The sequence below is a fragment of the Vibrio nitrifigilis genome, from assembly GCF_015686695.1.
Classification (GTDB): Bacteria; Pseudomonadota; Gammaproteobacteria; order Enterobacterales; family Vibrionaceae; genus Vibrio; species Vibrio nitrifigilis.
The window spans coordinates 384,445-400,877 of sequence record NZ_JADPMR010000001.1 but is presented as its reverse complement, the minus strand read 5'-3'; the positions used below and the strand labels follow the sequence as shown (position 1 = coordinate 400,877).

Sequence of the window (16,433 nt, the reverse complement as noted above, 5' to 3'; positions counted from 1 at the left end):
TGTTACTGATTTTCAACGTAGAATGACTATGTCTTCAAATCAGTGCCTTGCCTAAGAGCGAATACATTCTCGCTGAAACAGCATCTTGAGGTTACTTGGGTATAGATATTAAGCATCTTTGTCGCCAATCAATACCGATTCAAGTGCAATTTCAATCATATCATTGAACGTGTTTTGACGTTCTTCAGACGTGGTTTGCTCACCTGTTTTGATGTGATCAGAGACAGTACAGATAGTCAGAGCTTTAGCACCATATTCTGCTGCAACACCGTAGATACCCGCTGCTTCCATTTCTACGCCAACAATACCGTATTTATCCATAACATCAAACATGTCTGGATCTGGCGTGTAGAACAACTCCGCTGAGAACAAGTTACCTACTTTTACTTTAGTGCCACGAGCTTTTGCCGCTTCTTCTGCTGCGCGTACCATTTTGTAGTCTGCAATAGCTGCAAAATCATGACCTTTGAAACGGATACGGTTTACTTTGGAATCTGTACAAGCGCCCATACCAATCACAACATCACGCACTTTAATATCAGTACTTACTGCACCACAACTACCAACACGGATAATTTTCTTCACGCCGTAGTCTTTCACAAGCTCAGTTGCGTAGATAGAACATGAAGGAATGCCCATACCATGGCCCATTACAGAGATTTTGCGACCTTTGTAAGTGCCTGTGAAACCGAACATATTACGTACATCACAAACTTGAACCACATCTTCTAAAAAAGTTTCCGCAATGTATTTTGCTCGCAAAGGGTCGCCCGGCATAAGAACGACATCTGCAAAATCACCCATTTCAGCATTAATATGTGGAGTTGCCATTGTTTGTATCCTTTAAAATTAATTAGTTGGCTAAGTCCAACACTCAGTATAAGACTTAGCCCTATTCACGTTGTTAACGTCATAAACACATAGTACGTGCTTAATGACTATAAAAAGCTTTGCCCAAACTCCATTGGCGTCAGAGCAAAATAGTCTGCTAAAGATTGGCCTATATCGGCAAATGTATCGCGTTGTCCTAAGGATCCTGGTGTGACCTTATCGCCGTAGACTAAAACGGGAATATGCTCACGAGTATGATCGCTCCCAGGCCAAGTAGGATCACATCCATGATCAGCGGTCAAAATCAGCACATCCTCGGGTTGCATTAACGACAGCAACTCTGGTAACCGTTGATCAAAATATTCAAGTGCTGCGGCGTAACCAGCAACATCGCGACGGTGACCATACGCAGAATCAAAATCGACAAAATTAGTAAAGACAATACTGTTGTCTTGCGCCAACTTTACTTGATCTAATGTCGCTTCAAACAAAGCGGGAATACCGGTTGCTTTCACTTTTTGTGTAATTCCACAGTGAGCATAGATATCCGCAATTTTACCAATTGATATGACTTGGCCTTGGCGCTCCTCCACCAGTTTCTGTAACACTGTCGCTGACGGTGGCTCTACTGATAAATCGCGGCGATTTCCTGTTCGTTCAAACTCACCTGACTTAGGCCCAATAAAAGGACGAGCAATCACGCGACCAATATTGTAATCAGCAAGCTCTTCGCGAACGATATGGCAAAGTTCCATTAAGCGCTCTAAGCCATATGTCTCTTCATGGCAGGCAATCTGAAATACTGAATCAGCCGACGTGTAAAAGATAGGTTTACCTGACACCATATGCTCTTCACCCAAATCATCTAAAACTTGAGTCCCCGAAGCATGGCAGTTTCCTAAATATCCCGGTAAATTTGCTCGAGCAACGATACGATCTAAAAGCTCTTGGGGAAAACTTTCAGTTTTATCCGTAAAATATCCCCAATCAAATAATACCGGAACACCAGCAATTTCCCAGTGACCTGATGGCGTATCTTTCCCCGAAGAAAGCTCCGCTGCGTGACCATAAGCACCAATAATATCCACTTGTTCATTTAATCCATGAGCATATCTTCCGGTTGATTCTTGGTGCGCACGCCCCAAACCTAGACGAGATAGATGAGGCAGTTTTAACACGCCACTGCGCACCGCATTATCAGCGTTACCGGCTGCACATTGTTCAGCGATATGCCCTAGCGTATCCGCGCCGACATCACCGAAATCCTTCGCATCGGCAGTTGCGCCGATACCGAAAGAATCTAAAACTAAAATAATGGCTCTTTTCATTATGATTATTTCTTAGTTCAATCCTTGTGCTATTGCACATAACGATAAATAACAGGGCTCGCATGGTATTGTTCACCAATGCAGATAGCTTGACGCAAATTCTGAGCCGCTATTTGCCACTCTTGTTCATTACGCGCATGCAATATAGCAAGTGGAACTTTTGGTGAAGCAACGTCTCCGAGCTGAATAAACTGATCAAACCCAACTGAATAGTCGATAACATCATCAGCGACACGACGACCACCACCGAGACCAACGACAGCCATACCGATCGCTCGGGTATCCATTGCCGTTACCACACCAGATTTCTCGGCATAGACGGGTTTTATCACCTGAGCCCGTGGTAAATACTGATCATAGTGCTCGACAAAGTCGGCCGGTCCACCGAGTCCTTCAACCATTAGACTAAAGCGTTTAGCCGCTTCACCACTGGCAAGGGATGCCGACAATTTGTCCATCGCATGCTTTTTATCTATCGCGAGACCACCAAGGACAAGCAATTCACTAGCCAGTGCCATCACCACTTGTTTGAGTCTTGAGTTCTGTTGCTCACCAGTCAAAAACCGAACGGCTTCGGCGACTTCTAAGCTGTTTCCCGCTGAAGAAGCGAGTACCTGATTCATATCAGTTAACAGTGCACTGGTACGAGTTCCAGCACCATTGGCAACACTCACGATAGAGTTAGCCAATTCTTCTGACAATGCATCCGTCGGCATAAAAGCACCTGAGCCAACTTTGACATCCATGACCAGCGCATCAAGCCCTGCGGCTAGCTTTTTCGACAAAATCGATGAGGTAATCATCGACATATTTTCAACCGTTGCTGTGACATCGCGTACGGCATAAATGCGTTTATCTGCTGGAGCAAGATCATGGCTCTGACCGATAATGGCGACACCAGCCTGCTGCGTCACTCGAGCAAAAGTGTCGCGATCAACCATGACGGTATAACCCGGTATTGCTTCCAATTTATCAAGAGTGCCACCAGTATGACCTAAACCACGACCAGAGATCATAGGTACATAACCACCACAAGCCGCCACCATAGGCCCTAGGATCAATGAAGTCACATCGCCAACCCCTCCTGTTGAATGTTTATCCAACACAGGGCCATCAAACTTCATATCACTCCAATCAATCACCATACCTGAGTCACGCATGGCACAAGTAAGTGCAATCCGCTCAGGCATAGTCATTTCTTGAAAATAGACAGCCATTGCAAAGGCCGCAATTTGGCTATCAGACACAGTTTGTGCCGCTACACCTTGAATGAAAAATTGAATTTCGTCATCCGTAAGAACGTCACCATCGCGCTTTTTACGGATAATTTCTTGAATCAAATACATGACTGTTCCTTAATCCACATGCTGTTATCAGCGGAGCATTACCAGCTCCGCTTTTATCTGGAATTAATAAGCAGTAGGGTCAGCTTTTTGATCAGAAACATCCAAGGTGTTTAATAAGTTAGTTAATAGGCTTGAAGCACCAAATCGATAGTGGCGACTATCAACCCAGTCACCGCCCAAAATATCATCAGCCATCGCTAGATATAGCGCTGCATCTTCAGCAGTGCGTACACCACCAGCTGGTTTAAAGCCCACTTTATCGGCCACCCCCATATCGCGAATCACTTCTAGCATCATGCGCGCTGAATCAGGGGTCGCATTCACTGGCACTTTACCCGTAGAGGTTTTAATGAAATCAGCCCCCGCTTCAATCGCAATTTTTGATGCTTGCTTAATCAGGGACTCTTCCTTTAATTCACCCGTTTCAATGATGACTTTAAGTAGCACATTCGCGCCACATGCCGCTTTACATTGCTTAACCAGTTCAAACCCACAAGTTTCATCACCTGCGATTAGAGTTCGGTATGGAAATACAACATCGACTTCATCCGCGCCGTACGCAACAGCAGCTCTGGTCTCAGCAACCGCAATATCAATATCGTCATTACCATGTGGAAAATTTGTCACAGTAGCAATACGAATCTCCGGTGTGCCTTGCTCTTTTAGCGTCTTCTTAGCAATAGGAATAAAGCGAGGATAAATACAAATTGCAGCAGTGTTACCTACAGGACTTTTGGCGTCATGACATAACTGAATCACTTTAGCGTCAGTATCGTCGTCATTTAGCGTCGTTAAATCCATTAGTTTTAGTGCACGTAAAGCTGCCGCTTTTAAATCGCTCATTTCTTTCTCCAATCAAAATATTCAAACGGTGTGATCCGTAAGGAAATAGAGCACACCAATGAACGGACTTGGTTCCTTGAAGACTCAGCAGAATACACTGCTAATCGCTATCCATAGCGCCGCACAGGACCCAGAGGTCATTCGGTAAAAATAACAAGAGCTATCATACGCTCTCATAGGGTTACATGTGTCACTGTGTTATCGCCAACCCTAGCCTGATTTACGTCAAATCCATAGTGAGGTCCTCAACGCAAACGGTTTGTATCTCAAAACCGAAGCCATACCAGCGATAATCACCCTCCCACAAAACAAAAAACCCCGCAGCAAGTGGCTTGCTACGGGGTTCGTATTAATGGCGTCTATAAATCTATAACTCAGATATTAGAGTGATAAGAAGAAGCCAGCGATGGTCGCAGCCATCAAGTTCGATAACGTACCAGCTGCTACAGCACGCATACCGAAACGAGCGATATCATGACGACGGTTAGGAGCCAAAGGACCTAAACCACCAAGTAGAATCGCTACAGAAGAAAGGTTCGCAAAACCACATAGAGCAAATGAGATAATTGCTTGTGTTTTTTCAGTCATCGGTAGACCCGTTGAAGCAACAACATGGTGAGCCGCATCTTTAACGTAAGGAACAAAATCTAGGTAAGCAACGAATTCGTTGACTACGATTTTTTGACCGATGAATGAACCAGCAATGTTAGCTTCGCTCCAAGGCACACCAATTAAGAATGCAACAGGCGAGAAAATCCAACCAAGAATCAATTGTAAAGATAGGTTACCGTAACCAAACCAATCACCCACACCGCCAAGGATACCGTTGACCAAAGCAATCAAACCTACGAATGCAAGAAGCATTGCGCCGATGTTTAGAGCAAGTTGTAAACCAGTTGCGGCACCGCTTGCTGCTGCATCGATCAAGTTAGCAGGTTTATCTTCTTGATCGGCAAGGCCTTCTTCTAAGATATTTTCATTTGGTTTTTCAGTTTCAGGCTTGATGATTTTTGCAAACAATAAACCACCAGGAGCCGCCATGAATGATGCTGCAACCAAGTATTCAAGTGGAACACCCATTGAAGAGTAACCAGCAAGAACACCACCAGCAACAGAAGCAAGACCGCCACACATTACAGCAAACAGCTCTGATTGAGTCATACGTGAAATAAACGGACGAACAACAAGAGGCGCTTCAGTTTGACCAACAAAGATGTTTGCCGCTGCTGAAAGTGATTCTGCACGAGAAGTACCTAATGCTTTTTGTAAGCCACCGCCAAGAATGCGTATAACCCACTGCATTACACCTAAATAGTACAATACCGAAATCAGCGCAGAGAAGAAGATAACCGTTGGAAGCACTTGGAATGCGAAGATGAAACCAATGCCATCAACAGAAAAGTTAACTAAGCTTCCAAATAAGAAGCTGATACCATCTTTACCGTAATCGATAACGTGTTGAACACCGGCTGAGAATCCAGCGAGCACGTCGCGACCCCATGGTACGTATAAAACGAAACCACCGATAATAAATTGGACGGCAAATGCACCACCCACCGTTCTAAAATTGATAGCTTTGCGGTTATCCGATAACAATACTGCAAAAGCAAGAATTGCTACCATACCGACTAGGCTCATAAACAGGCTCATAGTTTATGACTTCCTTACTGGTTAAATGTTGGCGTGTTTGGACACTGGATTAATTTCGGGGCGGATTATACGCACGACATAAGCAAAAGTAATGAGCTGCTCACGCTTTTATGAACAGATTTATTAACGTACATTTACAATTGAGACTTTTATCACATCATAAGTGCTAATTACACCAGCAAAACACCTCAAACAAACAAATAATTAACAATTATAAAACATAATATTCTTTAATCTAGCAACCGTTTGCGAGTATAAAATAGCAACCAATTTAATACCATTACCGACAAAATCTCGACTTTTACCTTACTTTTCTCATTCATTTTATTAATCCTACCAGAAGTAAAAGCGAGGCCTATATCACATAGGTTGGCACGGTATTTTCATAGCATCTCATGAAAATGATGATGTGGGTTAAGAAAAAGCAATGAGCATATGTCTTGATACGTGGTTAATTTTTCTGAGAAAAACTAGGTTCAAACCATTAAATATCAATACATTACATTGATTTATTTAGCTTAAAATCTGATTTAAAAGCCTCTTTTTTGTTTCACGAGGTTATATCGCACTTGCTCCGTGATGATTGCATCATGGAGGAATTGTGTTGCGCACTTTTTTGGGGAGTTCGCCTCAAATTAGTGCAAAAAAACGTTTGCACTGAGTTTAGTAAGCAATATCACAGCTTAAATTCGGTCCGGATCATAAAAAGTAAAATTCATTACATTTTCGCAACATAACGTCGAAAATTCCGGTGAAAATTTGGACCTTCTTGTGAAGTAATCCACTTTTTTTTTCTTAGCAAACGATAAACTGAGTCGCTATTTGTGTAGCTAATTTGACTCATTTTGTGCCTTATGATTCTGGTTTCTTGACCTTAATGATATGGCATCATTTAACTTTCCATGTGTTTTCAATAAGGATTGAAGACATAGACAGTGGCATTGCAACGTAGGGATTTCATTGTGAAAAAGTCCATTTTAAAACTCACCACTTTGGCGCTAGCCGTCACTTCTTGTCATGTTCTTGCAGCCGTAAAACCTGCAGTTATTTATGATACAACCGGTAAATTTGATAAATCGTTCAACGAAGCGGTTTACCAAAATGGTGTCAAACCAATGAATGCCGAAGGTAATAAAGTTCGTGAATTTGAACCACAAAACGAAGCTCAACGCGAACAAGGTTTACGTAAACTTGCAAGCCGCGGCTTTTCTCCAATTGTTGCTGTTGGCTTCAATATGGTATCCGCAGTGACTAAAGTGGCTGATGAATTTCCGAAAACACACTTTGTGGTATTAGACTCAACGATCAAAAAGCCCAATGTTCAATCGGTCGTATTTAAAGAGCACGAAGGTTCATTTCTAGTTGGTGCGATCGCGGCTAAATACTCGAAAACAGGTGTCGTGGGTTTTATCGGTGGTATGGATATCCCTCTGATTCGTAAATTCGAATGTGGTTACGAGCAAGGTGCAAAATACGTTAATCCTAAAATTACCGTATTACAAAACATGACCGGCTCTACTGGCGCAGCATTTAATGACCCAGCTAAAGGATCTGAATTGGCAAAAACTCAGTTCTCTAAGGGTGCTGATGTTATTTATGCAGCAGCAGGTGGTACAGGGCTAGGTGTTTACCAAGCTGCTGTCGATGCAGGTAAATATGCTATTGGTGTGGACTCAAACCAAAACCACCTTCATCCAGGAACAATGCTAACATCTATGGTGAAAAACGTAGGTCAAGCAGCATACAACAGCTGGCATGAAGACATGAATGGCACTTGGAAACCAGGCATCAAAGTTCTTGGTTTAGAAGACAATGCATTGAGTTATGCTGTTGATAAATACAATGAAAAACTTATCACTCCAGAACTCAAAAAATACATCGATGGTCTAAAAGCTGACATTATTGCAGGAAAAATCAAAGTACATGACTATACAGTGGACAACACTTGTAAATACTAAGCTTTTGATTTGAATAGATCTTACCTTACGCCGCTGTCTACAGCGGCGTTCTGCTATACACAATTTAACAAAAAGATAGCGAAGGTAAGTTACATCTTTTTTTCTTTGTTCAGGAAGTTATCTCGTGACTCAAGCTCAAAATTACGCAATCGAGCTGAAGAAAATTGATAAACGTTTTGGTGCAGTACACGCTAACAATAATATCGATTTACAAGTTCCTTCAGGTACCATTCACGGCATTATCGGAGAAAATGGTGCCGGTAAATCCACATTGATGAGCATTATTTACGGCTTCTATCAACCTGACTCAGGTGTCATGAAAGTCTCAGGTGCTCCATATCATCCAACCAATTCCCAAGAAGCCATTGCAGCAGGTATTGGTATGGTCCACCAGCACTTTATGTTAGTGGACACTTTCACTGCTTTGGAAAATATTGTTCTTGGTGCTGAATCAAGCTGGAAACTAACCGAAAGCTTGTCTTCTGCGCGTAAAAAATTGCAGAAGCTTGCCTCGACCTACGGATTAGAGGTGCCTCTAGATGAGCTAGTGGGCGATCTACCCGTTGGCATTCAACAACGTGTAGAGATCCTTAAAGCACTGTACCGTAATGCCAACATCCTCATTCTTGATGAACCAACAGGCGTACTGACTCCTCAAGAAGCTGATCACTTGTTTGCTATTTTGGATAAGCTACGTAGCCAAGGCACCACGGTTATCGTGATCACACATAAACTCCGCGAAGTCCTTGCGATTACGGATAATATTTCGGTAATGCGTCAAGGACAGATGGTTGAACATCTTGCGACCAATACAACCAATAAAGAAGAGTTAGCCGAGTTGATGGTGGGCCGTAAGGTTCGTTTAAAAGTCGATAAATCAGCGGCTAAACCAGCCCAGGAATTGGTCAAAGTACGTGATCTCAACTACGTTGACGAATCGGGTGTGACTCGCGTTAGCAACGTAAACTTTTCAATTCGAGCCGGTGAAGTTGTTGGTGTTGCTGGAGTGTCAGGTAACGGCCAGTCAGAACTATTAGCTCTTTTATCTGGAATGATGGCACCAAGCTCAGGTCACATTGATTTAAATGGAAACACAATTGATGCAGACCACACAACTAACCCGCTGAAGGTTCGGGCGATGGGTGTAGGACATATTCCCGAAGACCGTCACAAGCAAGGTCTAATCAATAAGTTTGATGCGAAAGAAGCCTATATTCTTGGTTACCACACCCAACCAAAATACAACAAAGGCTTACTACAAAATAAGAAAGCCATCGATAAATACTGCCTCGACAGTATGAACAAATGGGATGTGCGCCCTAATGACATCAATCTAAAAACAGCCAATTTCTCTGGTGGTAACCAGCAAAAGCTTGTCATTGCTCGTGAGATGGAAGAAAACCCTGATGTGTTACTCATCGGCCAACCAACGCGAGGGGTTGATATTGGTGCCATTGAATATATCCACCAGCAAATTATTGCCAGTCGCGATGCAGGAAAAGCCGTGCTTTTGGTTTCGGTAGAATTGGATGAAATCATAGCCCTCGCTGACCGTATTTTAGTCATGTTCGATGGCAAAATCGTGGGCGAAGTTTCCTGTGACCAAGCTGATGAGAAAACATTAGGCTTAATGATGGCGAACATCGTCCCTGATCATATTAAATCACACCAAGGAGAAAACGCATGAGCCAGGCAAAAGTTCCAGCTTGGGTAACCATTGGTGTACTCCCAGCACTTAACGTGCTAGTCGCTTTTATTATTTCAGCTTTTCTATTTATGTATATTGGCATCAGCCCCATTGATGCTATCAAAACCATGTGGACCGGTGCTTTTGGCTATTCGGACGGTTTCGGCTATACCCTTTACTACACCACTGGATTTATTTTTACCGGTTTAGCTGTTGCTGTCGCTTACCACGCAGGTCTATTCAATATTGGGGTTGAAGGCCAATCCTATATTGGTGGATTAGGCGTGGGGCTTGTCTGTTTATCCTTAGGTGATGTTGCTCCTTGGTATGTCGTTTTTCCTGTTGCTGTTATCGCAGGTGGTCTATTCGGTGCCGCTTGGGCATTAATTCCCGCCTATTTGCAGGCAAAACGCGGGTCACACATAGTCATCACCACCATCATGTTCAACTTTATAGCCTCATCGGTCATGGCCTACTTGTTGGTGCATACGCTAAAACCTGAAGGTTCAATGGCTACGGAAACTCGCGTTTTCGCTGAACAAAGTTGGCTGCCACAAATGCATCAAATTATGGCTTTCTTTGGGGTTGATATGGCGCAAAATCCACTGAATATCAGTTTTATTTTTGCGATTTTATGTTGTGTCTTCGTTTGGCTATTGATCTGGCATACCCGTTGGGGTTATGAAATTCGCTCAATCGGCTCTAATCCATCTGCAGCTTCGTATGCAGGGATCAATTACGTAAAGGTCGTTGTCATTACTATGTTGGTTTCCGGCATGCTGGCCGGTTTCTTTGGCGTCAACGTACTTCAAGGTGAACTGCACCAAGTAAAACTTAACTTTGTTGAAGGTTTTGGCTTTACAGGGATTGCAATTGCTTTAATGGGCCGTAACCACCCTGTGGGAGTATTCCTTGCGAGTTTGCTGTTTGGCTTCCTATACCAAGGAGGAGCCGAACTAAGCTTCGATTATGGTGTCGACCGTAACATCGTTGTCGTATTACAAGGATTGGTGATCCTTTTCTCTGGTGCTTTAGAGCACATGTTTAAACCTTCCTTAGAGCGCTTCTACTTACGTGTAATACACCGACTTGAGCGTCAATCTGCCAAAGGAGAAGCATAATGTTTGAGACTATAATTCAAATGCTCGACTCCACTGTACGTATGGCAACCCCACTGATTCTTGCCTCTTTGGCAGGTATGTTCAGTGAACGTTCCGGGGTCGTAAACATCGCGTTAGAAGGTAAACTCCTTGCAGCAGCATTTGCTGGCGCAGCAGTGGCTTACCTGTCAGGTTCTGCATGGCTTGGGCTTGGTGCCGGTATTTTAATCTCTATTTTACTATCGATGGTGCATGGTTTTGCATCCATCACTCACCGCGGAGACCAAGTTGTCAGTGGTATGGCAATTAATATTTTGGCTGCTGGTTTAACGGTCACTTTGGGGCGCTACTGGTTCCACCAAGGCGGACAAACACCGGCACTGTCTGGAGACGGTCGTTTTGCACCGATTCACCTGCCTGGCGCAGACGCCATTCATTCAATTCCATTCATTGGGCCTATCTACTCAGATCTTCTCAGTGGGCACTCATTGATTGAATACCTCGCGTTCGCTATGGTGCCACTTTCTTGGTTTATTCTATTTAGAACTCGTTTTGGCTTGCGTCTACGAGCAGTGGGAGAATCGCCATCAGCCGTGGATACCGCGGGCATTTCTGTCGTACGAATGCGTTACAGCGCCTTGGTCATTTGTGGCATTTTAGTCGGTATGGGTGGCGTATATTTATCGGTAGGACAAACCGCGCAGTTCATCCCTAATATGAGTGCGGGCAAGGGCTACATGGCTCTAGCTGCATTGATTTTCGGTAAATGGAAACCTAAAAATGCCATGTTTGCCTGTTTACTATTTGGCTTTTTAGATGCATTAGCCATTCGTCTGCAAGGGGTAACCGTTGACGGGTTCACCATCCCGGTTCAAGCGATTGAAGCTCTACCGTATGTGCTAACCGTATTCTTACTTGCTGGATTTATCGGTAAGGCAATCGCACCTAAATCAGTGGGTGTACCTTACACCAAAGAGCGTGAATAACGACAACGCTATACTTTAAGGGCTGCAATCGCAGCCCTTTTTGTCAGTCTCTATTTACGCAAATGGAACAACGATAAACTATTTTGCCATAGCTGCTGCTCAAGCATACTCGGCTCATCACCTCGTAGGTCGGCTAACGTCGTCAGCACAATAGGCAAACGCGCTGGAGTATTAGGCTGACCTTGAAATCCATTGAGCGGCATATCTGGCGCATCGGTTTCTAGAACTAATGCGTCAATGGGCAAAGCTGCAATCGCTGTACGCGTTTTATTGGCTCGAGGGTAAGTAATACTTCCCCCTACCCCAATTTTAAACCCCATATCAATAAACTGACGCGCTTGCTGCTCACTACCAGTAAAACCATGTAATACACCACCTAAATTAAAATGATGCTGCTTCAATAGCTGCAATATGCGGTGATGCGTTTTGCGACTGTGTAATACTATCGGCAAATGATGCTCTAGCGCTAAGCCAATTTGGGCAACAAAAACCCTTTCCTGAACCTCTTGCGAAACAGAAATCATCGCATCTAGGCCACACTCCCCAACGGCAACAACCTGGCGAGTCTTTTTATTCAATTGTTCAGATAGTGTTTGTAAATCCAAGGTAGGTACTTCATCAGATAAAAAATAGGGATGAAGACCCAAAGCATAGAAAATATTCTGAGGATATTGCTGAGCAAGGTTTTTAACTAAAGACCAGCTAGAACGAGTGGTCGTTGGGACCATAAATCGCTCCACACCGGTCTCTAAAGAGACCTTAATCGTCTCTTTATGCGGCTGCAGTGCAGCAAAGTCTAAATGACAGTGAGTATCAAATAGTGCCAATGATTATTGCTCTTCGCGTTTAAACACTAGCTCTGTTGCCGTTGATTCGGCAGGAACATAGTAATAACCCGCAGTATCAAAATTTTGCAACTCTTGCACTGATTCAATTTTGTTTTCGATAATGTAGCGAGCCATCATACCGCGCGCTTTTTTCGCATAAAAACTGATGACCTTATATTGCCCATTTTTACAATCTTTAAATACAGGCGTTACTACATCTCCTGCCACAGCTTTAGGTTTTACCGCCTTAAAATATTCGTTAGAAGCCAGATTAATTAGTACTTCCTCATCTTGTTCTTTTAAGGTCTGGTTAATTTTATCAGTGATGATATTTCCCCAGAACTGATACAAGTTTGTGCCTCTAGGATTGGCTAATTTAGTCCCCATTTCCAAACGATATGGCTGCATTAAATCCAATGGTTTGAGTAAACCATACAGCCCAGATAACATGCGCAGATGATTTTGCGCATACTCAAGATCGTCTTCACTTAACGATTCGGCATCAAGACCTGTATACACATCGCCTTTAAAAGCGAAAATAGCTTGGCGAGAATTGTCGAAATCAAACTGAGTGCTCCACTGAGCAAAACGAGCCACATTGAGCCCCGCGATCTTGTCGCTTACCTTCATTAATTGAGCAATGTCTTGCGGTGAAAGCTTTTTGCACACATCAATCAGTTCTGCAGAGTGTTCGATAAATTCAGGCAAAGTATGACGCTCCGTTGGTAATGGCGAGTCATAATCTAATGTCTTAGCGGGTGAAACGACAATCAGCATAACAGGTATCCTAAAGTTATTAGTTGAGCATATTTTTGTATCCAAGTGACTGACATTTTAGTTACCTAAAAGCCCAAGTAACTTGGTTTATGTTTTATCTAGAATACAAAGAAACACCCTTAACATAAAGTTAGATGAAAAAGTTAGGAATCCCTTTACACACAAGGGTTACACAAAAAATATCTAACTTTCCCCTCTAAAATCTAACTTTTTGCATTTATCTTATTAATAAACGGAAAAAATTAGATCAGTTTCTTTTGTAACTCTGTTTAACAGTTTATCTAAGTTTTTGCCATTGGGAAGTCATTCTGAGAATATCAGGTTCTGTTGCTTCCTAGATAACTAATTAGATGGTCACCACACCTAAATTAGCACTTCATGGGTTACCAATGGTATTACAAAATATCTATTCTAGTGACCAAATTAACTATGCAACTATACTGGTGCAGATAAAAGCAAGACAGGTGATAACAGGAGACATAGGGGGCTATATCTCCTGTTCAAACATTTATTTTCTTCGTTTTTTCAGGTTAGTAAAGTACTCATCCAGGTCTGCTACATCTTTTTCCAATTCATCAATATCTGGAAATGCACCAGCGACTTCCTCTGCCATATCATGTCCGTGCATATATGTACTGCACTTGCTCATAGCAGTATTAATGGTTTCAACATCTAGGTCAGTAATATCAGTTAGGTATCTGCAACTCTGGGTTTTTACTTCCCTATTGAAACGCTCAACAACACCACGAATCAGCCATTCTTCGACAAGCCTTTCCCAAGTTTCTCGCATTTTCCCATAGATAAAGCCTGCTTGATGCTGATAGTCTTCTATGGATACGTTGGCTGCTTTTCTAGCTCTGACTAACCTATCTTTGAGAAAACCTATTCTGCTTTGTGTTTTTAAAGCGTCCCAAGGTGGAGCATCGAGAGGAATACCTGTAACACTCTTATTTCTAGTAACCGCTCTAATAGTTACATCGTCAGCAGTCTCTTGAATCATTTTCATGAAAGGTAAGTCATGAGTAAATACGATTACTTGTCTTGATTTTGCTTCCTCAACGATTCTTGTTGCGAATCTCAGCCTCCATATGTGATCAAGAGAATTTACGGGATCATCAAAGATGATTGCAGACTTTCTGCTATCGGTAGCTAACTCCGCAAAGAAGCTCGCTAAAGATATACACTTTTGCTCTCCTTCACTTGCAATATCGATAATGTTTGTATTGTTATCTGAAAGCTGAATACTGAAGTTTTGGTTCCCTTTAACACCTTTCGTGAGAGCATTAATTTTGAAGTGGTTAAAACCTAATTTTTCTAGCTCACTATTGAAAAACTCTTGCATCCGTCCTATCGAACCAGAGCTACATATCTCGTTATTTAACCTCGTGATAGCAGTTGTAGAAGTGGATCGCTTAACCTTATCATAGGCGTCTCTTTGCTTAGCTTTCGCAATTTCAGCTTTAATTTGCTCTTTGACCGCTAAGATTTTCTCTTTGTCTTCAATCTCAAAGATTCTCTGCTGTTTAACCTTAATTGCAGCAGCTTTTGCTTCGTCATTCAGTACAGCTTTCTCTGCTTCCTCCAATTTAGTTATGTAGGAGTTTAACCGTGTAAGCGCTACTGAATTTATTTCCTCTTGTTTAAATACAGGGGTGTCTTGTAACAAGCTATCAGACCTAGTTTTAAGTGTTAGAATCAGCGTATCAAACTGCGTACCTAACTCTGCATCCTTCTCTTTGATTTCATTGAGAATGGCGTCATATGGAATAGTAGAAAAACTTAAGTCCTTAATTTTCTTAAGTTCTGTATTCCAATTTTTCAATGCAGCATCTGCTTCTTTTTGCAACTCACTGCGAAGGTAAGTATCGAAAGAAGCTAATCGAGATGCTGTTGTATTATCAATTTCCTGTAGGCATGTTGGGCAGTGGTCACCTTCCTGTAGTGGAAATGTCTTATTTTGTTCTGCATTTTCAATGAATAGTTTGGCCGCGTTCCACATCGTAAGCCATTGTTCGGAACCTATATTCGATACTGGTAATTGAGAAAATGTTACAGAACTTAACTCAGCCGCAGCTAACTTGGTTTGTTCTTTTTTGCTGTATACAGCCTTATACTGTTCCACCGACTTTAGATTTAGTGTATCTACTAGATTTTGTAAGAACTTTTGAAGCGGCACAGCCCGAAGTCTTCTTTTTTGATATCGGTCTTTAAGTGTTTGAGGAGAATTATTAGTCAGTTCAATAACTTCTTTTCTCAATTCTTGTAATTCAGACAGTTCTTTTTGAGTAGCACACAATAAATCTACGTTCTCAGGTTTTAACTGTGAGCTTATGACTAGTTTGCTTGGTGTTGTTCCTATATTCATTTGCGGAAGAACATGGATGGGTATACAAGAGGTCTCTTCCTTTTTCGCCTTATCCGCGATGAAGCTACTCACTTTGAGCAACTCATCTAATAGCTTCAAAGCCGCTGGTTTGAAGTCCAAAGTATCAGTTTTAGACAGATAGTGAATTGATGATTGTGAGTCAAATACTCGAATAGATTTAAGACGAGGGTCTGGCTCCAATTGATTGTTCCATATCACCAATTCTGGTTTACCATTTGACTCTATTTGAATTTCTGCCGATGGTATTCCAATTTTGGCAGCGAAGACGTTATGTTTTAGAGCAGGAGCTTCCCCCCTTGTTAAGCAGGCATTCTTCAATATCTTGGCATAACTCGACTTCCCAGCTCCGTTGTTACCATAAATAACAGTTAACCCTTTCGGTGAAAACTCGATTTTTTTCTCCGCAGCAAGTGTTGATATGTTTAAAGCATTACCAACAGAAATAAGTTTGTTTTCTTCAGTTTCTGCATGATATCCAGTTGCTTTAGCTTGCTGAGTTAATATTTCGTAATCTGGACTTTTGTCTTCTAAACCAAACTCCATCTTTGCAAGTATGTAAGCAGTTTCGAGTTCTTGATGTGATAGTTCGCCTAAAACCAATGCTTGGTTTAGAGTGTACCTCCACCAATCAGGCTTTCCTTTACTGTTTATTAGGTCACAGATTTTTGTTGCAATTGGCATAGATACTTCCTTCGCTGATGTGAATATCCATGA

At 42.3% G+C, this 16,433-nt stretch carries 12 protein-coding genes; 4 read left to right on the top strand and 8 right to left on the bottom strand.

The features are described 5' to 3' along the window. Positions 1–108: 108 nt before the first annotated feature. The 5 genes from deoD to I1A42_RS01735 all read right to left on the bottom strand — a co-directional run bounded on the left by deoD (position 109) and on the right by I1A42_RS01735 (position 5,998). Positions 109–831 carry a purine-nucleoside phosphorylase gene (gene deoD, locus I1A42_RS01755; protein ID WP_196122500.1) on the bottom strand — a complete coding sequence of 241 codons (723 nt, stop codon included), beginning with the start codon at positions 829–831 and terminating at the stop codon, positions 109–111. A 107-nt stretch (positions 832–938) separates the two neighbouring features. Then, a complete protein-coding gene (locus I1A42_RS01750) occupies positions 939–2,159 on the bottom strand; it encodes a phosphopentomutase (RefSeq protein WP_161153053.1) in 1,221 nt (406 codons plus the stop codon). Between the two features lie 29 nt (positions 2,160–2,188). Further along, on the bottom strand, positions 2,189–3,505 hold the full coding sequence (deoA, locus tag I1A42_RS01745; protein WP_161153054.1) for a thymidine phosphorylase: 1,317 nt from the start codon (positions 3,503–3,505) through the stop codon (positions 2,189–2,191). A gap of 63 nt (positions 3,506–3,568) precedes the next feature. Further along, the gene (gene deoC / locus I1A42_RS01740; RefSeq protein ID WP_161153055.1) at positions 3,569–4,348 is read right to left on the bottom strand and encodes a deoxyribose-phosphate aldolase; all 780 of its coding nucleotides are present in this window, start codon (positions 4,346–4,348) and stop codon (positions 3,569–3,571) included. Positions 4,349–4,729: 381 nt separating this feature from the next. After that, entirely contained in the window at positions 4,730–5,998 is a 1,269-nt protein-coding gene (locus I1A42_RS01735; RefSeq protein WP_161153056.1) for a NupC/NupG family nucleoside CNT transporter, read from the bottom strand. A 962-nt stretch (positions 5,999–6,960) separates the two neighbouring features. On the opposite strand from I1A42_RS01735, the gene I1A42_RS01730 reads away from it, so the two are divergent. The 4 genes from I1A42_RS01730 (at position 6,961) to I1A42_RS01715 (ending at position 11,729) form a co-directional block, all read left to right on the top strand. Further along, a complete protein-coding gene (locus I1A42_RS01730) occupies positions 6,961–7,956 on the top strand; it encodes a BMP family lipoprotein (protein ID WP_329604795.1) in 996 nt (331 codons plus the stop codon). A 124-nt stretch (positions 7,957–8,080) separates the two neighbouring features. Then, the gene (locus I1A42_RS01725) at positions 8,081–9,643 is read left to right on the top strand and encodes an ABC transporter ATP-binding protein (RefSeq protein ID WP_161153057.1); all 1,563 of its coding nucleotides are present in this window, start codon (positions 8,081–8,083) and stop codon (positions 9,641–9,643) included. Then, positions 9,640–10,764 carry an ABC transporter permease gene (locus I1A42_RS01720; RefSeq protein ID WP_161153058.1) on the top strand — a complete coding sequence of 375 codons (1,125 nt, stop codon included), beginning with the start codon at positions 9,640–9,642 and terminating at the stop codon, positions 10,762–10,764. The genes I1A42_RS01725 and I1A42_RS01720 overlap by 4 nt, the downstream gene beginning before the upstream one ends. Next, a complete protein-coding gene (locus I1A42_RS01715) occupies positions 10,764–11,729 on the top strand; it encodes an ABC transporter permease (RefSeq protein ID WP_161153059.1) in 966 nt (321 codons plus the stop codon). Before I1A42_RS01720 ends, I1A42_RS01715 begins: the two co-directional genes overlap by 1 nt. Before the next feature lie 50 nt (positions 11,730–11,779). Here I1A42_RS01715 and I1A42_RS01710 read toward each other — a convergent pair whose 3' ends face one another. From I1A42_RS01710 to I1A42_RS01700, 3 genes are all read right to left on the bottom strand, one after another. Beyond that, positions 11,780–12,556, bottom strand: a complete 777-nt coding sequence (locus I1A42_RS01710; RefSeq protein ID WP_161153060.1) for a TatD family hydrolase — start codon at positions 12,554–12,556, stop codon at positions 11,780–11,782. A gap of 3 nt (positions 12,557–12,559) precedes the next feature. Beyond that, entirely contained in the window at positions 12,560–13,333 is a 774-nt protein-coding gene (yaaA, locus tag I1A42_RS01705; protein WP_161153061.1) for a peroxide stress protein YaaA, read from the bottom strand. A 508-nt stretch (positions 13,334–13,841) separates the two neighbouring features. After that, positions 13,842–16,400 carry an AAA family ATPase gene (locus tag I1A42_RS01700; protein ID WP_196122498.1) on the bottom strand — a complete coding sequence of 853 codons (2,559 nt, stop codon included), beginning with the start codon at positions 16,398–16,400 and terminating at the stop codon, positions 13,842–13,844. Between the last annotated feature and the right edge of the window lie 33 nt (positions 16,401–16,433).